Source organism: Nostoc sp. JL34, from assembly GCF_017114945.1.
Classification (GTDB): Bacteria; Cyanobacteriota; Cyanobacteriia; order Cyanobacteriales; family Nostocaceae; genus Nostoc.
This window is the reverse complement of sequence record NZ_JABXKQ010000044.1, coordinates 53,249-79,297: the sequence shown is the minus strand read 5'-3', so window position 1 is coordinate 79,297 and position 26,049 is coordinate 53,249. Positions and strand designations below refer to the sequence as shown.

Below are 26,049 nucleotides of genomic sequence, written 5' to 3'. Positions count from 1 at the left end.
TTAATCTGGGGATGATTCTGTTTTTTCTGGCTTGAGTAAGGGGAAGGCGATCGCATCCCGAATACTGGCACAATCAGTTAATAACATCACCAATCGATCAATCCCAATCCCTAAACCACCTGTAGGCGGCATACCGTATTCCAAAGCTGTCAGAAAGTCCTCATCCACACCTTGGGCTTCTAAGTCACCAGCAGCTTTCCGCGCCGCTTGTGCTTCTAAACGTTCTCTTTGATCGATAGGATCGGTAAGTTCTGAGAAGCTATTCCCAGTTTCTCGCCCGACTATAAATAACTCAAATCGTTCTACCAAACCAGGCACAGAACGGTGAGGTTTTGCTAGGGGCGAAATTTCTACAGGGTAGTCAATTACAAAGGTAGGTTGAATTAAATTAGCTTCTACTTTCTCTTCAAAGGCTAAATTTAGTAACTTACCAATTGATTGGGCTTCATCTATACCAGGAATAGCAGCATTTTTACTTGCTGTTTTTGCTTCTTCTAAACTTTGGAACGAATTAAAATCCAAGCCCGTAAATTCTTTAACTAAATCGTGCATTGTTACTCGCCGCCAAGGTGGTGTTAAATCTATCGGTTCCCCTTGGTAGGTGATTTCCAATGTGCCGAGTACCTCTTGGGCGACAGTGGTAATAATCCCTTCTGTCAGCGCCATCATATCGTTGTAGTCGGCATAAGCTTGGTAAACTTCAATCGTTGTAAATTCGGGATTGTGTCGAGTTGAAATTCCCTCATTGCGGAAAACTCGCCCCAATTCAAACACCTTTTCAAAACCACCCACAATCAACCGCTTGAGATGGAGTTCTGTAGCAATTCGCAGATACAACTCCATTTCTAAAGTGTTGTGGTAGGTGATAAATGGACGCGCATCTGCACCCCCAGTCTCACTTTGCAAAACCGGTGTTTCAATTTCCAGAAAATCCCGCTGTTCCAAATAGCGGCGAATACCGGCAGTAATTTGAGCGCGACGGCGGAAAGTTTGCCGCACTTCTGGGTTAACAATCAAGTCAATGTAGCGCTGACGGTAACGCTTGGCAACATCCGTTAATCCATGCCACTTGTCGGGTAGAGGCAACAGGGATTTAGTGAGGATAGTATATTGTTTAACGTAGACAGATAACTCGCCCTTTTCAGTCCGTTTAATAGTACCTTTGGCTCCTAGAATGTCGCCTGCATCCGTAAGTTGTTTTAAGTGATTGAAGGCATCGGCATCAATATCTGCCATACCTTCTTGAATGCGATTTTTATCCAGATAAAGCTGAATTGTACCGGTTTCATCTTGCAAGGTGAAAAAAGCCAATTTACCGAAAACGCGACGCGCCATAATGCGTCCAGCTATGGCAACTTCTAAATCAACTTCTTCGCCACTGGATAAATCGGCAAACTTTTCTTGCAACTGTGCTGCATGATGGGTAGATTCCCAACGATAGGCATAAGGGTTAGTCCCTAGCTGCTTGAGTTGTTCTACTTTCTCCAGCCTGGCGGCTCGGATATCTTCTTCCGACATGGTAACGAACTAAATAGGGCAAGATTAATTATAGATGCTGCCAAAGTTGAGAGTAAGAGATAATCGCCTAAAAATGATGTGCGTCAGTGCTAAGTATAAAAAAATCATTAAATTTTCCTTAACTCTCCTTGCGTCTTTGTCAAGATTTTGAGATATTAAGTTGAAAAACTAATTCAGATAGAAACTTATGACAACCGAGCAAGAGCTTCAATCTCTTTTTAATACCTTAGATAGCGATCAAGACGGCAAAGTATCCATTAATGATCTTTTTTTAAGTCCTGGCTTAAGTGCAATCATCTCATCAGAAACAAATACCACTAGTCCCCAGGAATTACTAGTAAATTATGATTCAGACAAAGATGGTAGTATTACCTTTGAAGAGTTAAAGGAAGCAGTTGAGAAAGCAAATAATTTAAACTAACAGTCAAAAAATCAACGCCATACTCACCTCAAGATCCCTCTCTAGGCAACCATTGAGGGATTTGCCTTTATTTGCCCCTTAGTGACACTTTGTTATCCTCTACAATTGCATACATTCTAGCTAGTAATAACCTAGCATCGACTCTGTAGCCATCTATCAGAGGGTTTTCGATTGGTTAATGGTTTTGACTATTCAACACTAGAGACAGATCGCAAACAAATGATCTGCCATGTTTTTTGATAAAATTGGTATGAGACAGTTAAAATAAAAATTGCTTGCGATCGCTTATTTTAAGCCTTTAATTATTTCCTATTTTTAGCAAATGTCTAGATGAAATAGCCTTCATTTTCAAGTTAGTAAATTGCACGATCGCCTTTACCAAATCTTGCTGTTCTGGTTGCAAATTTAGTTTTTCTAGGGCTTGCTTGATATTATTACCAGCCCGGAGATTGTGATTAAGTTGGTCACGCTGAGATGAGTTTAATACTGCTGCAATTTCCCTATTTCTTCTCTGACGCACAGCCTGGAGTTCCTGGCGTTGTAAGGGAGTCAGGTTAATCTCTGACGAGGTGAGGTAGCTTGCAGTTTTGGTAGTTTGGGCGAAAATAACACTAGAAGTAGTATTGATTTGAAGGGGTGCAGCTAAGGCAATTCCCGGTATGAAAAGGACAACAGCAAGAATATTAGCAAACACAGATAGTCGTTTTGTCAAGTAAATTGCCATATTGAGAAATGTCTAGTACACAGTGGTGGAAGTTTGCCCGCCTTTAACAAGTTGCTTGAGCAACTTGTTTGGTTAATTAACCTCCAAAACCAGGAATTAAACGCTTGAGGGCACGACCAGCAACGTCACCATAGCGTAGTTCTCCACACAGAATCTTACCCATGATTTTCGCACCAGAGGGGCGCTTAACACCAACTTTGTAGCCAATGCCTGGAAAGCGATAAAATGCTCCACCTAATTTTCGCGCCCAAGCCATCTCAGTACCCCATTGTTCATTAATGGCTTCGCTATATTTTTCTAAAGCGTTGGTATCACCAGAAAGTGCCTCATTAATGGCTCCTGCTGCAATCAAACCGCTAAAAATTGACGGACGAATGCCTTCTGCTGTCATCGGATCAACTACACAAGCAGCTTCCCCAGCTAAAACCGCATTTTGAGTATGCAACTTTTGATTGCCATCCCATAAGCAAAGGGGATAACCATACTGCTTACCAGTTTTGATATCTACATTAAACGATCGCGCATACTCATCTAAAATTTTCTTAAAATCCTGGGGTTGGCCGCCAAGAAATGTACCGACACCAATGGAATAACCATCAGCTTTTGGGAAATTCCAAATATAGCCGTTTTTCACTAAGCCAAACTCGAAGTGAATTGTAGATTTATCCTTGACAGTTGCTGCAACTTCTGCTTCCAAAGCTCCTGCTAAACGGCGTTTACGGTCTTTGAAGCCGAGCCATTTTGCCATTGGCCCTTTAGCACCATCAGCCGCAATTAAGTAGCGACTTGTAACTGGGCCGTTAGTTGTGTTAACTTGCCAATAGTCGCTTTGAAACTCAATACTTGTTACTTCCGTATTATCTCGTAGTTCAGCCCCTTGCTTCTGTCCTTGCTGCACTAAAAAATGGTCAAAAATATCTCGTCGCACCATCCAGACTGGTTCTTTGGTGGCGATTTTTGCCTCCACGGGGTCGCCTAATTTCCAGGTAAAGCGAAGGGAGTCGGCTTTTACAGAAATTACTGGGCTAAAATCAAAGTCAAACCATTGAGCGATCGCTGGAGATACACCACCACCACAAGGTTTATATCTTGGCAGGGATTCTTTTTCTAAAACTAATACTGAGCGGCCTTGTTTGGCTAAATGATATGCGGCTGTTCCACCAGCTGGCCCAGCGCCGACAATGATGCAGTCGTACATAAGGCTGAATTTTTGCTCCAGAATTTTCTATTGAGATACTCAATCAATTTTTGTTAAATACCTAATAAATGATAAAGGCTGAAGAATTTATCCATCATTCTTCAGCCTTTATGCTTCAGACTTGAGACTTTAAACAGTCGTAATGTCTTTTTCTTTTTCTGCCAACAGTGAGTCTATTTTGGCAGTGTACTCGTTTGTTAGTTTTTGCAAGTTGTCTTGTTGGTCTTTTGATTCATCTTTGGAGATTTCGGAGGCTTTCTCCTGTTTGCGAATGGCGTCTATGGCATCGCGGCGAATGTTGCGAATAGCAACACGACCTTCTTCAGCATATTTGGATGCCATTTTGACGAATTCTTTACGGCGTTCGCTCGTTAAGGGCGGAATATTCAACCGGATTACAGAACCGTCGTTACTGGGTGTTAAACCCACATCTGAGAGGGAAATAGCCTTCTCAACGATGTTTAGGGTGTTGCGCTCATAAGGTTGAATTAAGATCGTCGTAGCATCCGGCGTGCTAATATTTGCCAGTGATTTCAAGGAAGTAGGCGAACCGTAATAATCCACCAATACCTTATCTAATAGACTCGCATTGGCGCGACCAGTGCGAATCGAGTTAAAAGCTCGTTGAGTTGACTCAACGGTTTTTTGCATCGTACTTTCAGCTTCAGCTAATTTCACAAGAACCTCCCACAAGGGTGCCGATGGATTCTCCCAAGACTGCTCGGTGGATGTTTCCTCGCACCGTTAGGTCAAATACCAGAATTGGGATATTATTTTCTTTACACAAGGCGATCGCAGTACTATCCATCACCCGCAAATCTTTGGCTAAAACGTGCGCGTAGGTTAGGCTATTGTAACGCTTGGCGTCAGGATAAATATGAGGATCAGCATCATACACTCCGTCTACTTTAGTAGCTTTAAAAATCACCTCAGCATCAATTTCTGCGGCTCTTAATGCCGCAGTAGTATCCGTAGTAAAGAAGGGATTTCCTGAACCAGCACCAAAAATTACCACCCGTCCTTTTTCAAGATGACGGATGGCACGACGACGGATATACGGTTCCGCTAATTCTTGCATAGCGATCGCAGTTTGCACCCGCGTTTGTACCCCTATGCGTTCTAGCGAATCTTGCAGCGTCATGGCGTTCATTACCGTGGCAATCATCCCTATGTAGTCAGCGGTTGCCCTGTCCATCCCCGCTGACGCCGCTTTGACGCCACGAAAAATATTGCCGCCGCCAACAACGATGGCCATTTGAACGCCAGTGGCTATCACCTCTGCTACTTCCTCAGCTATTCCTTTGACCACTTCTGGATCAATGCCATAGCCCATGTTGCCCATTAAGGCTTCACCGCTCAGTTTGAGTAAAACCCGTCGGTAATTCGTTCCCATGAAGTTCCGCTTTATCAAAAAAGTTGCAATTGCCTCCAATTTAAGATAGCAGTTACAGGGACAATCTATGTCTAGTTACGCCAAATCAATGTAGTACCTATTGGTTCTGTTTGTGGTATGTCTATTTCTTGACCTTTAAACAGAGAAGCGATCGCAGTTCTCAAATAATCTTCTCCTACTGATGATGGGTCTTGGCGATGATTATCAATTTTACCTTTGTAGCGGACTATACCATTAGTATCGATTAGAAAGGCCATTGGTGTTTTTGTTGCACCAAAACTGCGGGTCACATCTTGAGTCGAGTCCCACAGGTAGGGAAAATTCAAGTGGTGACGCAGGGCAAAAGCTTTCATATTTTCAAAGCTTGACCGAGTTTCGCGATCGCCATCACTACCATTCATGCCAATTAGTGTGAAGCCTTTTGGGGCAAATTCGGCTTGAATGTTTTTTAGCTTGGCTACATACCACTCTACATAAGGACAGTGGTTACACATGGAAATGACGCCGACTGCTCGGAACTTCTCAAGATAACGCCTGAGATGATGGACTTGACCATCAATTCCTGGCAGTTCAAAATCCGGTGCATAACTCCCAACAGGAGTATCAATTGTTTCTAGTATATTCATGTTTTCTGGCTCGCAGAACTAGGAACAAGAAAAATATTGTTAAATTCAGCGTCAGTTTCCAGTTGCAAACCACCCCTTAGCCGATGCCTCATATTCGACAATCTTATAGACCAAATTGGCTGTCGTAAATTGTGAAACTACTGAATCTAGCACTGATGCTAATTCGCTCACATCTAAAAAATAGCGGAAATATTACTCACATTAGAGAAGTTATGATTGCTAATCCTGACATAATCTAAATTTATGAGTAAATTACCTCTATTAACCAGATAAAAACTCTCTATACTGGATAAAACTATCAGCTTGATGCTTTTACGGTATATGTATAAGCTATCACCATAGCAAAAGATTTATTTTGAAAATCTGATAAATTTTATTCAAATTCAAAACAATTTTACTTGCGCCTTGCTGCTGACAGGCTTTTAGCGTTGTTTTCATCAAAATTCCTATGACAACCTCAAGTTCAAAAACAGCACTTACTTCTACAAAAACCTGGATTTGGCAAAATTTTCCTATCTGCTATCAAACCCAAGGAACTACTGGCCCAGCTGTTGTCCTAGTGCATGGATTTGGCGCTTCTTGGTGGCACTGGCGAAAAAATATTCCCGTATTAGCGGAAAATTGCCGTGTTTATGCGATCGATTTGATTGGATTTGGCGCTTCCGCAAAACCTCAACCTGGTGAAAAAATTTCCTACACACTAGAAACCTGGGGACAGCAAGTAGCAGATTTTTGCCGTGAAGTTGTCGGTGAGCCAGCTTTTTTAGTCGGAAATTCTATTGGCTGTATTGTTGCTATGCAAGCAGCAGTAAGCAACCCAGATATTGCCTTGGGAGTTGCTTTGCTCAACTGTTCTTTACGGCTATTACACGATCGCAAACGGGAAACTTTACCTTTATCTCGTCGTTACGGAGCGCCTATACTGCAACGTCTGTTATCTATCAAACCAGTTGGCGAGTTCTTTTTCAATCAACTCGCCAAGCCGAAAACGGTGCGGAAGATTCTGCTGCAAGCATACATGAATGCTGAGATGGTGACAGATGAGTTGGTAGATATTCTCACTTCACCAGCAAGCGATCCTGGTGCTGGGGCTGTGTTTCTTGCCTTTACTTCTTATTCTACAGGCCCCTTACCAGAAGACCTTTTACCGCTGTTACCCTGCCCGGCGATTATTTTGTGGGGAACGGCCGATCCGTGGGAACCAATTAAGTTAGGGAGAGAATTAGCTAACTTTCCCCAAGTACAAAAGTTTATTCCTTTAGAGGGAGTGGGGCATTGTCCTCAAGATGAAGCGCCGGATTTAGTCAATCCGATTTTAATCGATTGGATTTTGGAGCGATCGCTGTTAATAGATTCGGCAAAATTACAGGCATAATTTACATCAAGCTACCTCTAAAGTTTTCAGAATGTATATTACATATTGATTCTTCTACTAAAAGAAGTTAAAGGAAAAATAGATGCTATTTTTAGCATCTATTTTTCTTGGTTATAGTCGGTTGATTTCATTCATTAACAGAATATAGAATACTGCATAAACTCTCTCAAAACTTGATTTATGTTGAGCGAATTATGCGAGTCTTTTACTCTCCTCCCTAATTGCAAAGTTTAAATTCATCGATTACGCAATCTTGAGACTTGCTAACTTAGTATCAACAGAAGCGGCGTCCATAGCCTCCATAGGGGCGTCCATAGCCTCCATAGGGGCGTCCATAGCCTCCATAGTAGGGGCGTCCATAAAAACCGTATGTTCCCCCAGATATAATCTGCTGTTCCTCTGTCGATAAATCCACGAGCAAATCAGACATGACAATTTGATCTGACATAATTGTTTGCCTCACTTTTGTACATAAGTTTTACGCACATGATTACGAAAAACTCAGGTGAGTAATACTTATACTTTTATTTATATATATTCTTTTGCAAGAATAAACTATCCTAAAGTTATAAATTAATAAGCTGTCTTTCTAGAAATTTTATTTGATTTATGAGAATTCCAAATGGGAGATTACTAATTTATTAAACAAGCGGGATATATTGTTGAGTGGATAATGATTAATTATGGCTATTGTTAAACATAGGTAAGCATCCATGATGACATAATATCTTCACGGATGCAAAATTATGGCTAAAACCTTGTATTGAGTTTTTTCCAAAAAAGTTACTCGTCAAGTAGTCAAAACTACTTGCATCTGGAGCGATAGGGTAACAGAAAGGTAAACACTAATCCTAGCAGTTTCCTTGCTTGTCTCTGGTCTGCTGATTTAGCACCTTAAGAAGACATAAGAAACTGCCAAACTATCTCAAAATCTGATTGATATTGAGCAAGTTATATGAGTCTTATCCTGCACTAATTAATTTTCCTCTTCTCCGCTTTCTCCGCTTCCTCCGCTTCCTCCGCTTCCTCCACTTCCTCCGCTTTCTTCATCATTGGACTCAGGAAGACCTCTAACAATACCGAAAAGTCTAACAGGATACCTCCTATTACCGTATCTGAAAACGCCTCTAGTTCTAATACGTCCGATTACTCCTCCAGATAGAAGCTGTTGCTCTTCTGTGGATAAGTCCACAAGTAAATCAGATTTGATGGTTTGAATCGACATAATTAATTACCTCACTTACTAATGCATAGATATTACAAAACATGTATGAAAAATAGATTTTGTAATATCTATACTTTATTTATAGCGAGAGCGAATAAAGATTAAACTATCCTAAAGTTAGAAAGATAAAATACAAATCTCTAGCTTTCGATTCATACCTTACCCTATCCCAGGTTGAATGATTTTTAATAAAAAAAATACAACTTTTATGGCTTTTTTTATATGAACAATATTACTTATTTATAATTCTTTAATGGTTATTGTTTTCAGAGCATTTTTTGCTTAATGCTTTTGTTTGAGAGTATAAAGCTTGATTTTAAGCTGTTTATATATTTATCTGAGGATATATGTATATATAGCATTAATGAATAATTTATGAGCAACAAAATTCCCGACTTTTGATAAGCCGGGTATCTGAGGTTTGCAATTACTACAAATCAAATTTTAAATTCAAAAAGCTACAATTATGAAAATAGCTTATTTAAAATGTTACTTATAAAAGTCTGCCATTTATTTCCATCTGGGCTAAAAATTGGCAACCCAAGTTTTATAGAAGAACCTATGGTAATCTGTGAAAAATTATATCTGGTGTTTTGTGAAGAGACATCACCACCTCCAAGATTTAATGTGCTGTCTGCCGTGCTTTCGATATTAGTTTTCTGGAAGAAAAAATTCCCTTCACTTGGGTAATTTATACTCTGTCCAGCAGTTAGGCTTTCTTGCTCTTTTTCAGACAAATACCTAAATAACTCAGGATTGTTGAATTTAGAATTTTCAGACATGGTGTTATCTCCTCACACTGAGCAAAATTTTCATAGTGATAGAAACTTTAAATGCTCTCCTTGTTTAGATAGAAAAGTCTCTAAAGTCCCTTGTAGTTGCACTTGACCTTTATCTAGTAGCACGATCCAATCAGCGCGATTGATGACGCTGGGACGATGGGTAATCAAAATTGTGGTTTTGTCTTTTCGGTATTCCAAGAGCCGATCTAGCACGTGGGATTCGCTTATCGGATCAAGTCCGGCAGTTGCTTCGTCTAAAATCAGTACAGGTGGATTGGTAAGAATGCCTCTAGCGATCGCTAATCGTTGTCTTTGTCCGCCAGAAAGATTTGCCCCAAATTCTCCCAAAACAGTTTGATAATTATTAGGCAGTTGACTAATAAAACCGTCTGCATCAGCAATTTGACAAGCTTTAACAATTTCTTCAAAGGAAATATAAGGCGTTCCTAAGCGAAAATTATCTAAAATCGAGCGACTCCAAAAGTGAGGCTCTTGGGGTACATAAATTACTTGTTGTCGCAGGCAATCAAGGGAAAGGTCTTGGATATTAAAAAAACCAATGCGGATATTACCAGAGTTCGGTTGATATAAACCTGCTATCAATTTTGCCAAAGTACTTTTACCACAACCTGACTGGCCAATTAAAGCAATCACCTTCCCTCCAGGTAACTTGAGAGAAAAATTCTCTATCAAGTCAACTCTGCCAGCGTGGTGAAATTGGAGATGAGAACAACGAATATCTGCATCATCAGAGATTTGTGCAGTCGGCTTTTGACCACTCCCAACCACTTCTGGTGTAGCATCGATAACTTCTAAAAGGCGAGAGATTGCTGTTTGGGAGTGAATATATTCATCCATTAAGCCAACTAACGAGTTAATCAAAGCCAGGACATTAACCTGTAAGATATTAAAAGCCAGCATTTGACCTATGCTTAATTCCCCCTGAATCACCAAAATACTTCCTAGTCCAAGTAGAATGATGCCGCCAATGGTGGAAATAAGTCTAGCAACAGTACTGTTGATAATTCCAATTTGGATAGTCCCAAAAGTGAGATTAGCAAGGCGACCAAAACGACTTTGTAATTCATCCCAGAATTGGGGAGCGGCGTTTGTGGTTTTGACTACCTGCGCTCCCTTAAAGGTTTCCACTAAAATACCTTGATTTTCTGACCCCAAGACCAAGATACTGCGGGTCTTTTGCTGGAGGATGGGTAAGAAAGGCAGGGTCGATAAGGTCATTAAGAAGATAATAAAGATGACTACTAGTGTCAACCGCCAGCTATAAAACAGCATGAAGCTGAAAGAAACTACTGCAATGAAAAACTGACTAGGTAAAAGAACTACGATTTGCGATACCAATTGGTTAATTTCGTTGATATCTCTTAATCGGCTGATGATTTCGCCACTGCGACGAGATTCGTAGTAATTCAAGGGCAATTGGAGAATTTTTCGTCCAAACTCCAAGACTAGCCCTAATTGCAGTCGTTGACCAAAATGAGCAATCATGATCGATTGCAATACTTGCAGACCACTGCTGAATAAGCTCATGACAATAACGGCTAAAACCACAACACTGAGTAACTGGGTATCGCCACGCACAAGGACATCATCTGTCAGTAGTTGGATGAGAATTGGGGTACTCAGAGCAAGTACACCCAAGATAATATTGATCATCAAAACTTGACTCAGCAATCCCCTATAAGGCAAGATCCGCATTAAAAAGCGCCCCAAGCCACCTTTTGCTATTTCTGTGGGTTGCTTAAAAAAGCGATCTGGATCTGGCTCTAGTAAGAGCATCACGCCATTCCAAGCCGCTGTTAACTCTTCTCGATTGATATAACGGATACCGACACCTGGATCGGCAATAACATATTTTTTGCCCCGTTTGTCGTATAAAACAACCCAGTGGTGGCCTTGCCAATGAATAATCGCGGGTAAGTTTATTTCTGTAATTCTATCTGCGATCGCAGGTGAAGCTTTAACTGCTCTGGCATTGAAACCCAGATTCTCAGATCCACGTTTTAGACCCAGCAAAGTTGTTCCTAGCTGTCCAGTCCCTACTGCTTCTCGGCTGCGATTGATGCTTAAAAAATGTCCGTAATGCTTGGAAATCGAAGCTAGACAAGCTGCTCCACAGTCTTCTTCACTCAACTGTAAAACACACTGGTAATTTTTTTTATGGAATTTAAATAGATCAAACATGTTCAGCGACCTATAAAATTAGTACACAAAGTTAGCAGAGCAATTTGGAATTAAAAATCCGCGATTAATCGTGCTTTTCTGAGAATGAAATGAAGCACCGTTTCTTGACGGGAAATAATATCTGCTCTACCTTCCATCCCTGACTTCAGATGACACTGGCGATCGCCTCTACCCAAATACTGTTTTTGCGGTTTAATAGTTACCTGATAGGCAAGTACCTGCACCGCGGACTGATCTCCACTGTTTTTTAAAGTTGGTAGAGCGTCTGGTGCAACTGTTTCGACGGTTCCTTGGAGAGTGCCATAGTCTGGATAAGGGCAAGCAGAAACTTGCATTTGGACTTTTTGACCAGCTTTCACTTTGTCAATATCTTGAGCCTGCACACGGGCTTTAATTAGCAAAGGAGCGTCCAGAGGAGCAATCTGAGCGATCGCTTCACTGGGTTGTACTACCTGTCCTGGATTGCGAAGATTCAATTGCAGCAGTGTTCCAGCGATTGGCGAGCGAATTACACTCTTTTTCAGGTCGGTTGTTATCTGTCGTAGTTCTTTGCCAGTGCTAACGAGTTGCTTATGCTGTTCAAGGCGCTGCTGCAAAAGAGTCTCTCTTTCTTTTTTCAAAGCGGCTAAGGTAGCCTCACCTCTTGCTTGTTCCTGCTTAATCCGTTCAGATGCCACGGTTACAAGAGCATTACTAGGATTGATCGCGGTTTTAGCCTTTACTAGCTTTGTCTGAGCGGACTTAAGAGCTTGTTCTTTTTCCTCCAGAAGACTTTTAGCGTTAGCTTTAGCTTGTTCTAGCTTTGCCTGGGCGGACTTAATATCTTGTTCTTTTTCCTCAAACAGATTGCGAGGAACTGCTCCCGATGCTACTATCGGCTGCAATCGCTCTCTTTGTAACCGAGTTAACCTCAAAGCTGCTTCTGCCTCTTGTACCGTTGCCGTTAAGACTTTTTCTCGCAGCAATCGCTCTTTTTGCACCTTAGCTAAGGTCAACGCTGCTTCTGCTTCTGTCATATCAGCTGTAGCTTGAATTTGCTGATCTTGATAGTTGCGTTGGGTACCACCTAACTCAGCTTGTGCAGCTATAATTGTGCGGTTCATTAAGCTTGTCTGCGCCGCAATCTGGACATTCATTTCACCGAGTTGAGCATCAATTTGATTTAGTTGTAATTGACTCTGCTGAATACTGCTTTCTAATTGACTCTTTTGAGTCTGGAGTTGTGAATCATCAATGTGAGCAATAGCTTGTCCCTTAGTTATCACCTGATTTTCTCCAACATCTATCTTTTGAATAGTTCCGCTCATCGCAGACTGAACAATTCGCTGTTCTCCAACAGGTCGGATACTTGCAGGGACTTTGACCGTGACGTTGTAATTAAGAACCGATGTCAGACTCACACCTACCACAAAAATACTCAGCAGAATTCCTCCTCCGAAGTTTGTCCATTTACCGAGATGGGGGAGAAATTCGTTGACTTCAACTAAATGAAGCTGGTCTGGATTGGGTTCATTAAACCTATTCCAAGAAAATTCCTCCTTTGTGGGTAAGGATTTCACGGTATTGCACCTTTTGTTGTGAATGGATATATGAAAAAAACAGGGTTATCTAAAAATCAAGCTGATTGCTTTGCTCGAAGGCATTATTCAAGAAGATTACTCTTTGAAAATCACACTCCAGAAAGTGTTTCCGGCTTACCCGCTCAAGATAGAAAGCAAGGCAATAAACATTAGCAAATACCATGTAGCAATGGCTATGTACTAGACCAAAAAGTGAAACAGTAACATATACTACTAATTGTGAAAAACATCATGCATTACAATGTTCTATAATCAGTGAAGGGGGAAGAGAAAGGTATGCGCCATGCGCTGTAATCACCTTACTCACATTTCTAACGTGTGCAACGCGTTAGAAAAAAAGCAGGAGAACGCTCAAACTCTCTCAAAGTCCTCACTTACGTTGAGCGAGTCATAATAGTCTCCTTTATCCCCCTTTTATTCCCAAAAATGCCATAATTTGATGTGGCATAATTGTTAGCCCCACTTATGTGATTTTGATGAAAAACTAGCATCCCAGAGATTGACTGGTAGGTGCGGTTTTTTCTGACGGATTGAGTTTAGATATTTGAGCGATATAAAAGACTGTAGATATGTAGACGGGAGATTTATAAAATCTGCGATCGCGTCTACAAATCAATCATAAGAAACCTTGAGTAGCTAAATTTATCGACACGATCGCATAGCAGAGTTAGACTCTGCTCTCTCAGTAAAGCGATCTTCAGTCTTAACTATTTGAAAACCCCACTTGCCATTCCCTGTATAACATTTGTAAAGCGTTTTGATGTGACAACTTTTACAGGTTATTTCTGAGATTGGTTAAAAGGATAAGGGTATGAGCAAAGCTGTGATTTAGCTCCACCCAAATCGATATAATTATTTGATGTGACATGATTGTTAGCCTCACTTAAGTATCTTTTTTATAAAAGATTCCAGAGGCTAACTTGCTGATGCAGTTTTCCCTAGGGCATTTAACCTATTTAGATTGTACTAAAGGAAAATGACAGGAAAGCTCTGGAATCTGGGGCTAGTTTGGGCGCTCCAGGAGACAAAACCTTGAGCGCCCATATTACCCGCAGTCTCGTCTCGTCTGAAAAATTCAATAGGCTAGCCTCTGCAATATCAGCTATTCTATTTCAAGTTGCAAATTTTAGGTATGAGAGTAGCAACTAAGAACAAGTCTGATGAAAAATTGATTTATTCTTCACTTTTGACTGTTTGAGAACCTCATTTAACTATTCCCTGCCTAAATTTGCGAAGTGCTTTGGCAGGACAGCTGATTTTTGCAGTTTACTTGTGGAAATAGTTATGTTTAGGCAGCAGTATCTCCACCTTCTTCTACAGTACCAGTTGGATCGCCACCAGTTGGTGAAAGACCTAAGGCTCCAACGCCTGTGGGAATGGTTGAACCCAAGCCCAAGAAATCTTGTGCAGCTGTATTGATAGCATTATTAGTGCCTATGGAGGTGGAGGTGCTACCTTGGGGGCCGGAAGTGGTTCTTCCCAGTAAACCACTCCGTCTGTTACCGAAATTGCTGCCGCTTAACTCAAAATCGGCACCACCGACTAGCATCTGTTGTTGCTCATTAGATAACTCATTAAGCAACTCAGATGTCATTATTTGATGTGACATGATTGTTAGCCTCACTTACGAAATTAGGTGTGTAACCACCTAAGACCCAACTATAGGCATTGTTTGTCAGGATTTCATAAACCTGGAGACATAAAACAAAATTGCATTTTTGTTTCTCAAGGTAGATATAAAATATTTGATTTGTTGTAGATATAGGGTTCTGCTAGAGCCGGAATGGTCAATATTCAGTGTTTTTAAACTAATTTAAAGGAATTAAACATATATTTATAGTTTTGCATATCTACAACTACATTCTGGTTTGGGCATCATGAATAAGTTTTGATAAGGAATGCATGAGCAGTTACCAAAAATAGACAAGCTGTCATAATGACAAGAACTTCGTTCGTAACAAACAGACAAGCTGTCGTTGCTAAAAGCATCCTAATTTGACAAAAATAAATACCGAACGATAATAAGTCGCGGCAAAACGTAGCTAGCTTGCTTCCCGGAGGGTACAAAGCCTATCTTTGCAGGCTATTGATTAACTCTGTCTTTTATTTGATAAATTAGGAATAGCACTCAAGGAAATTAGTAATTCAAGACTAACTGACTTAAGAAGAAGGCAACAGCTGCACTGCCCAAAGGAACTGTTAAATTGTCCATACCCAAAAAGGAAAAAGCTTCTAAAGCCGTAGCTATAACTGCCACCATCAGTGATATCGCCCAAGTTTGCCAAGCGTTTCCTTGAGTTCCAACTAAAATCAAACTACAGACGAGATAGCTAACGAGCATCATCGTCAGGGAGCCTTCCCAACTTTTTACTGTCCCAAAGACTTTATACTTATTTTTACCAAAGCGTTGCCCAATCAAGGCTGCTAGTCCATCTCCCCAAGTCATTACCAAAATTCCTAGTGCTGCGTACTGGGGTTGTTGCAAGTACCAGAACCAGGCAACTAAAATACCAAAACTGACAGAGTAAAAAAATGTTCCTAAACTTTGGCGTCCAACGCTATTAATACCAGGAAGAATAGGCAATCGGTAGGATAATAAGGTGATTGCACTGGCTAAAACTGAAGCTGTAATCCCTACACTAGCGGGAATATCAAGCCACCAAGCCAGTAAAATCACATTACCAGTGCCAATATGAACTATCTTCCGCACGATTTCTGGCTCGTTGGCGAAGCTGTTTACCACCCAAGCAATTAGGAGGATGAGTAATACCCAAATTGCAGCCAACGCAATTTGCAGCCATAAAACCGGAATTGAGGTGAAGTCAGAAAATGTAATTAACAAAGATACAACAAAATGAAAAATTTTACCTCTCTTACTAATTTATAAGATTTGGGTAGCTGCAATGAAATTATTATTGATCTGGCTGATTCGGGGCTACCGAATGTTTATCTCGCCGTTGTTTCTCCCGACTTGTCGCTTTCAACCAACTTGTTCGATGTATGCTATTCAAGCCATTGAACGATTTGGAGTATTGCGTGGTAGCTGGATGGCAACCGGGCGGATTTTGCGCTGTCATCCGTTTCATCCAGGTGGTTACGATCCAGTGCCAGAGGTGGTAGAAAAGGTAAAAGAGCAGTAGTTTATATAACTGGGGCATGGAGCATTGGGAAGAATACCTCTTGCAAGTGTGTGGGCGAAGGTTCATACCACCGCTAGAAGGGGGTGTAGGTGGGTATAGCCATTTGGGGAGATGTCAACGGCTGAGGTTGTCATCTACCTTGGGAAGGTTGAATAATTTAATTTAGACTTACCATGCTTAATCTGACTGCAATTTCTATACCAGAACCACAAATTCCTACTCCTGGGCCGAACCCGCTACCTAGTCCCGAACCTGTACCGGGGCCAGCTATACCCCAACCCTTACCGGGGCCTGTACCAGAACCAGTACCTGCTCCCATTCCTCAAACAGTTCCAGCACCAATTCCCCAAACCATACCGGAACCTGTTTAGATTACCTTGGTAATGTAATCCAAAATCCAAAATCCAAAATGCTAAGAGCCGGAATTGTCGGACTTCCCAACGTCGGAAAATCTACTTTATTTAATGCTGTAGTTGCTAATGCTAAAGCAGAAGCAGCTAACTTCCCTTTTTGCACGATTGAACCGAATGTCGGCGTTGTCGCAGTACCGGATGAACGGTTAAATGTTCTTGCTAAGATTGCCAGTTCGGCACAAACTATCCCAGCGCGGGTTGAATTTGTAGATATTGCCGGTTTAGTTAAAGGTGCAAGTCAGGGTGAGGGACTAGGGAATCAATTTCTGTCCCACATCCGGGAAGTTGATGCGATCGTCCATGTGGTACGTTGTTTTGAGAATGATGATATTATCCACGTTGCTGGTTCTGTTGATCCAGCACGAGATATTGAAATCATTAATATAGAACTGGGTTTATCAGATTTATCACAAATTGAACGACGAATTGACCGCACTCGCAAACAAGCTCGTACCAGCAAAGATGCACAGTTTGAAATCACAGTCTTAGAAAAATTAGCTGCGGCTTTAAATGAAGGTAAATCGGTGCGTCAGGTGAGCTTGAATGAAGAAGAAACAGAAATTATTAAAGGATTAGAACTGCTCACTTATAAACCGATTATCTACGCCGCGAATGTATCTGAGGATGAGTTGGCAACGGGTAATCATTTTGTAGAAACAGTGCGGCAAATTGCCGCCACAGAAAATGCTCAAGTTGTGATAGTTTCGGCTCAAGTTGAAGCGGAATTAGTGGAATTACCAGAGTCAGATAAAGCTGATTTCCTCGCGTCTTTAGGTGTGGAAGAAGGCGGTTTGAAATCATTGATTCGGGCAACTTATATGCTTTTAGGCTTGCGGACATATTTCACGTGTGGCCCCAAAGAAACCCGCGCTTGGACAATTAATGCTGGAATGTCTGCACCTCAAGCTGCTGGTGTAATTCACAGTGATTTTGAGCGGGGATTTATTCGCGCCGAAACTGTCGCTTATAAAGACTTGGTAACAACCGGTTCGATGAATGCGGCGAAGGAAAAAGGGTTGGTTCGCAGTGAAGGAAAAGAGTATGTTGTGCAGGAAGGGGATGTAATGTTGTTCCGATTTAACGTGTAGGCGTAATTAATGAGTGGCCGTTATCGATAAGATAATGGTCAACTTACACCAAGTTGCGTAGGCTTTGCCCGCCGTAGGCATAGCTCTAAATAAATTGACAAAATTTTTAATGTGTGCATAAGATGCTAGGCGATCGCAAATAAATTAGCAATCCTCAAAATCTAGTAGCTACTTCCACCTACAATGTACACATAAGAACCCAAATTCTCGTCATCCGTACCAACCACTACACCGCCTTCTGCACCGGGAACAAGTTCCATAGCTTCAATTTTGTGGTAATCAGAGCGGTAGAGAGGAACAAGTTGAGAATTTTGCCGCCATGCAATTTTGTTGCCAAGCAATTCCAAGTAACCAGCGACATACACAGCTGATTGAAATGGGCCATCATCTCCGGCATCACTTGCGGAAGTGATGTACACAATTCCTACGGGGTCTACCTTAATATCTGAAATATGGCGAACATTGCCAGATGGAAACGGTACTTTTAGATTGGCAAAACCTGCAAGAGTAATTTGATATTTAGCCAAGTCAAACACTCCCCAAAAAATAGTTGCTGGTTGTTCTCCTTCACCTCGATGTCCCCAAATAGCAACTAATTTACCGTTTATATTTTGTAATCCAAATGCTTCAAAATTACTTCCTTGAATAATTCCTGGTAAATTAAATTCCTTGAGAACGGAGATGGTCTTATTGGTAGGCTCTAACCTGATGTAATAAGCTTTTCCAGAACTGCTTAAAGCGATAAAAGAGGATTTTGTTTTCTCTGGAACAGATGTTAAAGCTTCTAAATCGATGGGTAATTCTGTATTATTTGGCCAGTTCAAGGGGAAATATTCAGGTTGGTTCTTACCTTTAATGCTGATGATTGCTATGCGACCTTGGTTTTTTTGTTTGTTGTCATGGACAATCAGAAAATCGAGCCTATTGCTTTGCTGCTCTATCAAAGCTATACCACTGATACCGAAAGGGATACCACCGCGAACCGGACGCCAATCTTGCGCCCAAACTTGCACAGATATGAGTAACAATGCACTCAAGATTACTATATTTATAATTAATCTGAGAAATCGAGCCATAGTAAAAAGGATTGGGCATAGGGCAATTCAATTTTGGATTTTGGATTTAGATTTAAGCCAAAATCTAAAATTCTTCCTCAGTACTCTCCCACTCTCCGTAAGAGAAGTGTGTTAGACGATGCTCAATCATATCAAATCCAGGCAATTCGCACTCACATCAGTGAAGCAACCTTTTGTACTCACCGCTATCAGGTTTTTTACGTAATTACTTGACTCACGATAGTACTTTCTGTAAAGAAAGCAATAATTCGTTGACAGTATAGGGCTTCGACAAAAACGTATTGACACCAATAGCAGCTACTGCACTGAGCTTATTGTCAGACATCAGCCCACTGCTGGCAATAATTCTGACTTGGGGGTTGATTTTTCGCAGGGTACGAATGGCAGTTAAACCATCTAGTGAGGGCAGCATAATATCCATGAGGACGGCACTAATTTTGTCCCTATTTTGAGCATATAGTGCGATCGCCTCAATGCCATCACTGGCAACTAAGATTTTATAGTTATGATCTTCTAGTGATGTTCTCGTAATCTCTTGAATCGCAGCTTCATCATCCACAACTAAAATCAATTCTCCATGTCCTTTCTGTGGTGGCAAATCTTCTGGACTGAGTGTTTCCATTCCCCCCACCGCCGGCAAGTAAACCTTAAAGCTAGTGCCACTTCCCGGTTCGCTATACACGTTTACAAAACCTCCGTGGCTTTTAATGATCCCTAGCACGGTGGAAAGTCCTAAACCAGTGCCTTGTCCCACATCTTTTGTGGTAAAGAATGGCTCAAAAATTCTATCTAACATTTCTTTGGGAATCCCAACTCCACTATCGGAGACAGTAACCACTATGTAAGGCCCCTCTTTGGCTTCCAGGTTCATGCGAGCATAATTTTCATCAATCAACAGATTTTCGGCAGAGATACTCAAAGTACCGCCATTGGGCATAGCATCGCGGGCGTTAACGCAGAGGTTCATCAACACTTGATGCAGTTGGGTGCTATCTCCAGAAACCATCCACAAATCGTGGGGTACATCAGTGCTAATTTCTATAGATTTAGGAAATGTCTCTTTCAGAATCTTGGCAACTTCCATAATCAAATGCTTGAGTTGCAAAGTGATGCGCTTCCCCTCTACACCCCGCGCAAAGGACAGTACCTGTTTGACTAAATCAGCGCCGCGTTTAGCGTTGATTTCCAGAATTTCCAGGAGATGAAGAGTTCGCTGATCGGCATTGGGAAATTTCAGTGGTAGCAGTTGCGCTCCTGCCAAAATCGGTGTCAGGATATTGTTGAGATCGTGAGCAATGCCACTAGCTAAAGTGCCAATACTTTCCAGACGTTGAGCGCGAAACAATTGAGCTTCTAGGTGTTTTTTTTCGGTAATATCTGTGTCAACGGTGAGAATTGATTTCGGTTTTCCTTGTTCATCGCACACCAAACTCCAGCGACTAGCAACAAGGATTTCCTTGTTCATTTTAGTAAGTTTAGTTAACTCACCCTGCCACTTCCCTTTACTAATAGCTTGCAACAGAGCCGCTTCGATTTCCGGTGAAGGTTCGTCATACAAAAGCTCACTAGCATTTTTGCCCCAAGCCTCTGTCGCTTGCCAGCCGTAAAGTGTTTCTGCACCTTTGTTCCAGAAGATAATTTGATTGTTTAAATCTCGCACGCAAATGGCATCTGTGGTGACATCAAGTAATGCTGCTTGTTCGCGGATTTTTTCTTCAGCTAGCTTGCGATCGCGTAGCGCGGCTTGTCGTTCGCTAATATCAATACTGGCGCAAGTCACGCCAACAACTTCTTGCGATTCATTTCGCAATGGTTCGACAGTTAAATCGTAATATCGAGTGGTATTTTTGATTGTAATTGATACTTCCTCTCGCGTTCCTATGCCCGTGGTTAACACCCTACGTTTAATTGCGATCAGACATTGAGCATCTTCAACTGGAATGATATCTAAGTCTTGTTTGCCCAATATTTCCTCAACAGTCACTCCATCAGGGGGATTATAAACCCAGGTGTAGCGTAACTCCCTATCTTGGTTGTAGACAAAAATTGGAGAGTTTTTCAGAGCAACCCGAAATCGCTCCTCACTATGGCCCAGTGCGTCATCTGCCCGTTGACGCTCGATGGCATAACGCATAGAACGTACCAGCAAGTCGCCAGTTACTTGCCCTTTGACTAAATAATCCTGCGCTCCTTGCTGCATTGCACTAATTGCTAGGGTTTCATCATCTATACCTGTCAGCACAATTATCGGAGTTGCTTTTGCTTCAACGTGAGCAATGACAAAGGTTTCCAGTCCCTGGCTATCTGGCAGCGAGAGGTCTAACAGAATTACATCAAAAATTTCCTTGGCTAGATAGTTAAGGGCTTCGGAAAGCCGCTCAACGGGCATCAAATCAACTACAACTGTGGTAACTTCCTTTAAAAACTCCTGTAATAAAAAGACATCACCAGGGTTATCTTCTACTAACAAAACTTTAATATGTTTACCTGCCATTTCCACTACTCCGGTGGCAGTTTTACGATCGCAAACCAAAAATTTTCTATTGACTGTACAATTTTAACGAATTGATCGAAATCTACTGGCTTAGTTATATAACAGTTGGCACAAAGGTTATAAGCTTTGAGGATGTCTTCTTCAGCTTGGGAAGTCGTCAGGACGACAACAGGAATTCGTTTGAGGTTTTCATCTCCTTTAATTTCTGCTAGTACCTCCCGCCCATCTTTTCTCGGGAGGTTTAAATCGAGCAGTATAATATCTGGATGGGCTGCTTTGGCATATTTCTCTTGTTTTCGCAAGAACGCCATTGCCTCTACACCATCTTCGACCACATTCAAGTGAATCGAGATTTTGCTATCTTCTAGGGCGATGCGTGTGAGTTGGGCATCACCAGGATTATCCTCTACTAACAAAACCTCAATAGGCATAATCGCTGTTATGGTTCTCACCATTGCTTACCTGCTATATCTGGAATTGTGAAGTAGAAAGTCGAGCCTTGACCCGGTTTCGACTCAACCCAGATCCGGCCGCCGTGGCGTTCTATAATTTTCTTACAAATTGCCAGACCAATTCCAGTCCCTGGATACCTGTCTCTACCGTGCAAGCGCTGAAAAATTATAAAAATACGTTCAGCATACTGGGATTCTAAACCAATTCCATTATCGCGCACCCAAAATAAATATTCGTTTTGAGTGGCGACTGGGGACTGGCGACTGGCGACTGGGAGCGTTGAGGGAGATGAGGTAGTATTTTCTTCCCCTGCTCCCCCTGCTCCCCCTGCTCCCCCTGCTCCCCCTGCTTCCCCTACTCCCTTAGCTACCCCGATATGAATTCGTGGCTGCTGATTATGGCAAAATTTGATGGCGTTGGCGATGAGGTTTTGAAATAATTGTGTCAATTGGGTAGCATCAGCCATCACTTGAGGTAGTGTATCATAAGTGACAAATGCTCTACTATCTGCGATCGCTAGTTGAAGATTAGCGATCGCCTGCTCTAAGACAACACTACAATCAACTAGCATAAAAGGCTGTCCACGGGTGCTGACGCGAGAATAATTCAACAAATCGTTGATTAGGGTCTGCATCCGCCGGGCCCCATCTACTGCGTAGGTGATAAACTGATCGGCATTGGCATCCAATTGATGTTTATATCTTCGCTCTAGTAGTTGTAAATAACTGGTTACCATCCGCAACGGCTCTTGCAAGTCATGGGAAGCGACATAGGCAAATTGTTCCAATTCCGCATTGGAACGCGCAAGTTCCTGACTTTGCTGGGTTTGTTTTTCTAACAGTTGCGCTTGAGATAAAGCAATTCCAATTTGGTTAGCTAATTGCTGTAATAACTCCGTCTCAAAGTTATTCCACTGGCGAGGTGCGGCACACTGATGAGCCAACAATAAGCCCCAAATGCCATCCCTGACAAGAATCGGTACTACCAGATTAGCCCTGACAGCAAACTGCTGAAGAAATTCTCGATGGCATGGTTGGATGTGAGCAGCTTCAATGTCTTCAATAGCACTCACTCTGCCCTGACGATATCTTTCTAGATATTCTGCTTTAAAGCAGGGGTCAAAAATATTTTCTCCTAGAATTACTGGCCAACCTGGTAGCACTGCTTCTTGTACCACTGTTCCCGAACCATCTGGCCAGAGTTGAAAAATCAAAACTCGGTCAGCTTGGAGTAATTTTTGTACTTCTGTTACCGTAGTTTGGAGAATTTCGTCTATTTGTAAAGATTCTCGAATTTTCAGGGTGATTTCTGCAAATAGTTGCGATCGCAGATTTTGCCGCTTTAATTCTTCATCTGCCCGCTTGCGATCCGTGATATCAGTATAAGAACCCACCATCCGTACTATATCACCCAATGCGTCCCAAAGTGCCTGTCCTCGATCTAGAATCCATTTATAGCTGCCGTCTTGGCACTGGACTCGATATTCACAGACGTAAAATGGTGTTTTCTTGGCAAAGTGGTCTTGGAAGGCTTCAAGTACCCAATCTCGCTCATCGGGATGGATTCGTTTTGTCCATTCATCCCAACGGTTGGAAACTTCGTGGTCTTTATAGCCGAGCATTTCCTTCCATCGAGTTGAGAAGAACACTTCATTAGTCTTGAGGTTCCAATCCCAAATACCATCATTATTACCATGTAATGCTAATTGCCAACGTTCTTCACTTTCTCGTAGTGCTTCTGCTGTTCGCCGTCGTTCAGTAATATCTTGGAAATAAATAGATAAGCCATCTTTTGCCGGATAGGCGTGGACTTCAAGCCAGCAGTTTTGTGGCGGATAAAACTCCTCAAATTCCACGCTCGCCTGTTCTAAGATTGCCCTGTGATACTCACGATGGAATATTGTACCGATAATTTCTGGAAACACCTCCCAAATGTTTTTACCCAAAAGCTCATTCTGAGTTTTTTGTAAGAGCCGTTCTGCTTGACCATTAATGTAGGTGAATCGCCACTTTTTATCCAGGGCCAAAAAACCATCGGTGACGCTTTCGAGAAGATTGGCGATGCGGCTTCTGGCGGCTTCAGATTGGGCATGGGCTGCTTGCTCATGTGCCATTAGTTTCTCAGTAATTTGAGATACCTCAGCTACATGCAGCCTGAGTTCTAGTTGGTCGATTACCAGGCGACTCAAATCTACAAACGCCTCAACTTGTTTTTGGCTCAGTTGCCGTGGAACTTGGTCAATTACGCACAGAGTTCCTAGGATATCTCCTTTCTGAGTAATTAAGGGTACTCCGGCATAAAATCGTACGTATGGATAGCCAGTAACTACTGGATTATTTGCCAACTTTGCATCAGCTTGGGTATCAGGAACCACCACAACATGACGCTGCTCTTGGCAAAGATAAGATAATCCAACACTCCGAGGCATTTCTGATACATTTAAACCTACTTTTGCCTTAAACCATTGACGGTTTTCATCAATGAAATTTACCAACGATATGGGAGTGCCACAAATAAATGCCGCTAACTGAGCAATATTGTCGTAGGCTTCTTCAGGTTCCGTGTCAAGAATTTGATACTGGCGGAGGGCTTCTAACCTCGCCGCTTCTGTATCAATATGTCCAGCTTTCATTAGCTTTTCTTAATAAATCTTAATGTGATATCCAATCAGCAGTCTCGCTACTTGATGAATAGCTTAACCTTTTTTAATATTAGTTAATTATAATCAGCCTAATAAAAAGACCTCTAAAAGGTTTTACTACGCAAAACCTGTCCATCTCCGCATTAGAGATGGACAGGTTTGACCAAAAATTCAAATTAGGGAGGGGTTTGTCGAAGTCACCTTAGAAATCAAGTTGAGCGCAGATAAATTCGCTAACAACATCATAAATATAGGGAAGAGACATAGCAGTGCTTTTTCTCTCCCCTACTTTTAATTTATTCAACTGTTATCTCAGTCGCTAAAAATTTTGTAAGTACTTACTAGGCAAAAATTCAATCTAGTCTAGACCGCCATTAGCACCAGCTGCTCTGATAAGGGTTGCTAAATCTTCAACGGCAGAAAAAGAACCAGCAGCAATCTGTGCTGCAATAGCTCCTTCAATTGTGGTGGGAGGTGTTGTTGAAGCTGCTGCACTAGTTGGGGTTAATGTGAGACCTGTGACAACTTCTTGGTTTGTACCTATATCAGCACTACCATTAACGACAACATCTAATGCGGTAAAGTCTGTACCATCAGCTGCAACCAACTCACCACTAACGCTAAGAGAAGAACCTGATGGTCTAACTATTGTAACCGCACCGCGAGCAGAAGCTTGCCCTGCATTTGCTGGCGCAGCCAGGATATTACCAACACCAACTAAGCCTAACAGGCAGATGCTTCCTTTAACGATCGCAGAAATTTTCATAATTAACAAACTCCTTGTGTTGTTGCTCTTTGCGTTCTCAATATAACCATTAGCTTCCAGAATAATATCAGTAATAATACTTGATTTTTTCAAATAATCGGCGGTCATAAATTAAAAAAACTAATAGACTAAATTGTTAGTGTAGCTCTATAAGAAAACTGCAAAATAACGATAAAATTCAGTTCTAGTCAAACTTCTACCTGCTTAATACTTGGATGATAGTTGTGGCAATACTTACCAAAACAGGGATTTTGGAAAACCAAATTCTGAAAGCACTAAAGGTAAGGCTTTAGACTGCTTTCTACAGCATAATTCTCTGTAAACTCCGCTTAATAATTCGCCACACATTTTTAGAAATGCTCATATCATATCTTTGCTAAATCTTAAGTGCATCTTTATGGGTAATATGCTGTGAGCAACGATTTGAATCCCCAAACTTATTGCGGTTCTCATCTGGATGCAATATTTTATAGTGGCTTACAGTTGTGCAACCCGTACCATATTCCCCACAGTTGAAACCGGCTATAAAATCTAGTTATGGGTTGGGTAGAGTGATTATCTCAAAGGAACGCAATCGGATAGTGCCAAATCCCAAAAGTTTCTTGCTAATTTTGGCTTTCGTGCCTATGAGAGTTTACTTTTTAGTCTTAGGGCTGATCGAGAAGAAATTCCCCCTTTTTGAGGAGAGTTCGAGGCGATCGAGGTTTCAGATTTTGAGTGCGTAATTTCTGAGTCTTGAATAAAGTTATTTAGATACAAATATATTTTTAATTTCAGCATTAAGTTAATCGTCATTCAAATTGCATCACCGTGTCTTTGCATCTTTTTAGCGATTTGAATTATGCAACTTAAAAGCACATCAGCTTATGTTTATTCCTTACCAGTAGCGAGGTAGAGAATCAGTACAACCAAAAATAGCCTTAGCGTTATGCTT

General features: G+C 41.5%; 23 protein-coding genes. 5 read left to right on the top strand and 18 right to left on the bottom strand.

From position 1 onward, the window contains the following. A complete protein-coding gene (gene lysS / locus HWQ44_RS08530; RefSeq protein WP_292717507.1) occupies window positions 1-1,518 on the bottom strand; it encodes a lysine--tRNA ligase in 1,518 nt (505 codons plus the stop codon). Window positions 1,519-1,705: 187 nt separating this feature from the next. Between lysS and HWQ44_RS08525 the strand changes: the two genes are divergently transcribed. After that, complete coding sequence (locus HWQ44_RS08525; RefSeq protein ID WP_292717504.1) at window positions 1,706-1,939, top strand: EF-hand domain-containing protein; 234 nt, start codon at window positions 1,706-1,708, stop codon at window positions 1,937-1,939. Between the two features lie 298 nt (window positions 1,940-2,237). Here the strand turns inward: HWQ44_RS08525 and HWQ44_RS08520 are convergent, their stop codons facing one another. The 5 genes from HWQ44_RS08520 to HWQ44_RS08500 form a co-directional block, all read right to left on the bottom strand. Further along, entirely contained in the window at window positions 2,238-2,663 is a 426-nt protein-coding gene (locus HWQ44_RS08520; RefSeq protein ID WP_292717501.1) for a hypothetical protein, read from the bottom strand. A 76-nt stretch (window positions 2,664-2,739) separates the two neighbouring features. Next, complete coding sequence (locus tag HWQ44_RS08515) at window positions 2,740-3,861, bottom strand: geranylgeranyl reductase family protein (protein WP_292717498.1); 1,122 nt, start codon at window positions 3,859-3,861, stop codon at window positions 2,740-2,742. 129 nt (window positions 3,862-3,990) lie between these two features. Next, entirely contained in the window at window positions 3,991-4,539 is a 549-nt protein-coding gene (gene frr, locus HWQ44_RS08510) for a ribosome recycling factor (RefSeq protein ID WP_292717495.1), read from the bottom strand. Then, complete coding sequence (gene pyrH, locus HWQ44_RS08505) at window positions 4,526-5,254, bottom strand: UMP kinase (protein ID WP_292717492.1); 729 nt, start codon at window positions 5,252-5,254, stop codon at window positions 4,526-4,528. Before pyrH ends, frr begins: the two co-directional genes overlap by 14 nt. A 71-nt stretch (window positions 5,255-5,325) precedes the next feature. After that, on the bottom strand, window positions 5,326-5,880 hold the full coding sequence (locus tag HWQ44_RS08500) for a thioredoxin family protein (RefSeq protein WP_292717489.1): 555 nt from the start codon (window positions 5,878-5,880) through the stop codon (window positions 5,326-5,328). Window positions 5,881-6,328: 448 nt separating this feature from the next. Here HWQ44_RS08500 and HWQ44_RS08495 point away from each other — a divergent pair, with 448 nt between their 5' ends. Further along, complete coding sequence (locus HWQ44_RS08495) at window positions 6,329-7,255, top strand: alpha/beta fold hydrolase (protein ID WP_292717486.1); 927 nt, start codon at window positions 6,329-6,331, stop codon at window positions 7,253-7,255. Window positions 7,256-7,529: 274 nt separating this feature from the next. Here the strand turns inward: HWQ44_RS08495 and HWQ44_RS08490 are convergent, their stop codons facing one another. From HWQ44_RS08490 to HWQ44_RS08460, 7 genes are all read right to left on the bottom strand, one after another. After that, entirely contained in the window at window positions 7,530-7,703 is a 174-nt protein-coding gene (locus tag HWQ44_RS08490; RefSeq protein WP_292717483.1) for a hypothetical protein, read from the bottom strand. A 528-nt stretch (window positions 7,704-8,231) separates the two neighbouring features. Beyond that, on the bottom strand, window positions 8,232-8,480 hold the full coding sequence (locus HWQ44_RS08485; protein WP_292717481.1) for a hypothetical protein: 249 nt from the start codon (window positions 8,478-8,480) through the stop codon (window positions 8,232-8,234). Between the two features lie 464 nt (window positions 8,481-8,944). Beyond that, window positions 8,945-9,262: a hypothetical protein gene (locus tag HWQ44_RS08480; protein ID WP_292717479.1), complete on the bottom strand. Its 318-nt coding sequence runs from the start codon at window positions 9,260-9,262 to the stop codon at window positions 8,945-8,947. A 30-nt stretch (window positions 9,263-9,292) separates the two neighbouring features. Further along, the gene (locus HWQ44_RS08475; protein WP_292717476.1) at window positions 9,293-11,464 is read right to left on the bottom strand and encodes a peptidase domain-containing ABC transporter; all 2,172 of its coding nucleotides are present in this window, start codon (window positions 11,462-11,464) and stop codon (window positions 9,293-9,295) included. 50 nt (window positions 11,465-11,514) lie between these two features. Beyond that, entirely contained in the window at window positions 11,515-13,023 is a 1,509-nt protein-coding gene (locus HWQ44_RS08470) for an HlyD family efflux transporter periplasmic adaptor subunit (protein ID WP_292717473.1), read from the bottom strand. 1,309 nt (window positions 13,024-14,332) lie between these two features. Further along, entirely contained in the window at window positions 14,333-14,653 is a 321-nt protein-coding gene (locus tag HWQ44_RS08465; protein WP_292717470.1) for a CTB family bacteriocin, read from the bottom strand. Between the two features lie 528 nt (window positions 14,654-15,181). Continuing rightward, window positions 15,182-15,886, bottom strand: a complete 705-nt coding sequence (locus HWQ44_RS08460; protein ID WP_292717467.1) for a diacylglycerol/polyprenol kinase family protein — start codon at window positions 15,884-15,886, stop codon at window positions 15,182-15,184. A 61-nt stretch (window positions 15,887-15,947) separates the two neighbouring features. On the opposite strand from HWQ44_RS08460, the gene yidD reads away from it, so the two are divergent. From yidD to ychF, 3 genes are all read left to right on the top strand, one after another. Next, the gene (yidD, locus tag HWQ44_RS08455; RefSeq protein ID WP_292717464.1) at window positions 15,948-16,184 is read left to right on the top strand and encodes a membrane protein insertion efficiency factor YidD; all 237 of its coding nucleotides are present in this window, start codon (window positions 15,948-15,950) and stop codon (window positions 16,182-16,184) included. A gap of 173 nt (window positions 16,185-16,357) precedes the next feature. Continuing rightward, window positions 16,358-16,555: a hypothetical protein gene (locus tag HWQ44_RS08450; RefSeq protein ID WP_292717461.1), complete on the top strand. Its 198-nt coding sequence runs from the start codon at window positions 16,358-16,360 to the stop codon at window positions 16,553-16,555. A gap of 38 nt (window positions 16,556-16,593) precedes the next feature. Continuing rightward, on the top strand, window positions 16,594-17,685 hold the full coding sequence (gene ychF / locus HWQ44_RS08445) for a redox-regulated ATPase YchF (protein WP_292717458.1): 1,092 nt from the start codon (window positions 16,594-16,596) through the stop codon (window positions 17,683-17,685). A gap of 161 nt (window positions 17,686-17,846) precedes the next feature. Here ychF and HWQ44_RS08440 read toward each other — a convergent pair whose 3' ends face one another. The 5 genes from HWQ44_RS08440 to HWQ44_RS08420 all read right to left on the bottom strand — a co-directional run bounded on the left by HWQ44_RS08440 (window position 17,847) and on the right by HWQ44_RS08420 (window position 25,223). Next, the gene (locus tag HWQ44_RS08440; protein WP_292717455.1) at window positions 17,847-18,761 is read right to left on the bottom strand and encodes a hypothetical protein; all 915 of its coding nucleotides are present in this window, start codon (window positions 18,759-18,761) and stop codon (window positions 17,847-17,849) included. Window positions 18,762-18,975: 214 nt separating this feature from the next. After that, window positions 18,976-21,255, bottom strand: a complete 2,280-nt coding sequence (locus HWQ44_RS08435) for a response regulator (RefSeq protein WP_292717840.1) — start codon at window positions 21,253-21,255, stop codon at window positions 18,976-18,978. Window positions 21,256-21,260: 5 nt separating this feature from the next. Beyond that, window positions 21,261-21,707 carry a response regulator gene (locus tag HWQ44_RS08430; RefSeq protein WP_292717838.1) on the bottom strand — a complete coding sequence of 149 codons (447 nt, stop codon included), beginning with the start codon at window positions 21,705-21,707 and terminating at the stop codon, window positions 21,261-21,263. Next, window positions 21,704-24,340 carry a GAF domain-containing protein gene (locus HWQ44_RS08425; RefSeq protein ID WP_292717452.1) on the bottom strand — a complete coding sequence of 879 codons (2,637 nt, stop codon included), beginning with the start codon at window positions 24,338-24,340 and terminating at the stop codon, window positions 21,704-21,706. Before HWQ44_RS08425 ends, HWQ44_RS08430 begins: the two co-directional genes overlap by 4 nt. Window positions 24,341-24,707: 367 nt before the next feature. Further along, window positions 24,708-25,223 (bottom strand): hypothetical protein, encoded by a 516-nt coding sequence (locus HWQ44_RS08420; protein ID WP_292717449.1) that lies wholly within the window; start codon window positions 25,221-25,223, stop codon window positions 24,708-24,710. Between the last annotated feature and the right edge of the window lie 826 nt (window positions 25,224-26,049).

Bases quoted from the DNA above. Each gene is read 5' to 3' on its own strand.
- HWQ44_RS08420 (WP_292717449.1), bottom strand. From the start codon at position 25,223: ATGACCGCCGATTATTTGAAAAAATCAAGTATTATTACTGATATTATT.
- HWQ44_RS08425 (WP_292717452.1), bottom strand. From the start codon at position 24,340: ATGAAAGCTGGACATATTGATACAGAAGCGGCGAGGTTAGAAGCCCTC.
- HWQ44_RS08515 (WP_292717498.1), bottom strand. From the start codon at position 3,861: ATGTACGACTGCATCATTGTCGGCGCTGGGCCAGCTGGTGGAACAGCC.
- HWQ44_RS08490 (WP_292717483.1), bottom strand. From the start codon at position 7,703: ATGTCAGATCAAATTGTCATGTCTGATTTGCTCGTGGATTTATCGACA.
- HWQ44_RS08485 (WP_292717481.1), bottom strand. From the start codon at position 8,480: ATGTCGATTCAAACCATCAAATCTGATTTACTTGTGGACTTATCCACA.
- pyrH (WP_292717492.1), bottom strand. From the start codon at position 5,254: ATGGGAACGAATTACCGACGGGTTTTACTCAAACTGAGCGGTGAAGCC.
- HWQ44_RS08475 (WP_292717476.1), bottom strand. From the start codon at position 11,464: ATGTTTGATCTATTTAAATTCCATAAAAAAAATTACCAGTGTGTTTTA.
- HWQ44_RS08520 (WP_292717501.1), bottom strand. From the start codon at position 2,663: ATGGCAATTTACTTGACAAAACGACTATCTGTGTTTGCTAATATTCTT.
- HWQ44_RS08500 (WP_292717489.1), bottom strand. From the start codon at position 5,880: ATGAATATACTAGAAACAATTGATACTCCTGTTGGGAGTTATGCACCG.
- HWQ44_RS08525 (WP_292717504.1), top strand. From the start codon at position 1,706: ATGACAACCGAGCAAGAGCTTCAATCTCTTTTTAATACCTTAGATAGC.
- HWQ44_RS08435 (WP_292717840.1), bottom strand. From the start codon at position 21,255: ATGGCAGGTAAACATATTAAAGTTTTGTTAGTAGAAGATAACCCTGGT.
- HWQ44_RS08440 (WP_292717455.1), bottom strand. From the start codon at position 18,761: ATGGCTCGATTTCTCAGATTAATTATAAATATAGTAATCTTGAGTGCA.
- HWQ44_RS08450 (WP_292717461.1), top strand. From the start codon at position 16,358: ATGCTTAATCTGACTGCAATTTCTATACCAGAACCACAAATTCCTACT.
- HWQ44_RS08465 (WP_292717470.1), bottom strand. From the start codon at position 14,653: ATGTCACATCAAATAATGACATCTGAGTTGCTTAATGAGTTATCTAAT.
- HWQ44_RS08495 (WP_292717486.1), top strand. From the start codon at position 6,329: ATGACAACCTCAAGTTCAAAAACAGCACTTACTTCTACAAAAACCTGG.
- ychF (WP_292717458.1), top strand. From the start codon at position 16,594: ATGCTAAGAGCCGGAATTGTCGGACTTCCCAACGTCGGAAAATCTACT.
- lysS (WP_292717507.1), bottom strand. From the start codon at position 1,518: ATGTCGGAAGAAGATATCCGAGCCGCCAGGCTGGAGAAAGTAGAACAA.
- yidD (WP_292717464.1), top strand. From the start codon at position 15,948: ATGAAATTATTATTGATCTGGCTGATTCGGGGCTACCGAATGTTTATC.
- HWQ44_RS08480 (WP_292717479.1), bottom strand. From the start codon at position 9,262: ATGTCTGAAAATTCTAAATTCAACAATCCTGAGTTATTTAGGTATTTG.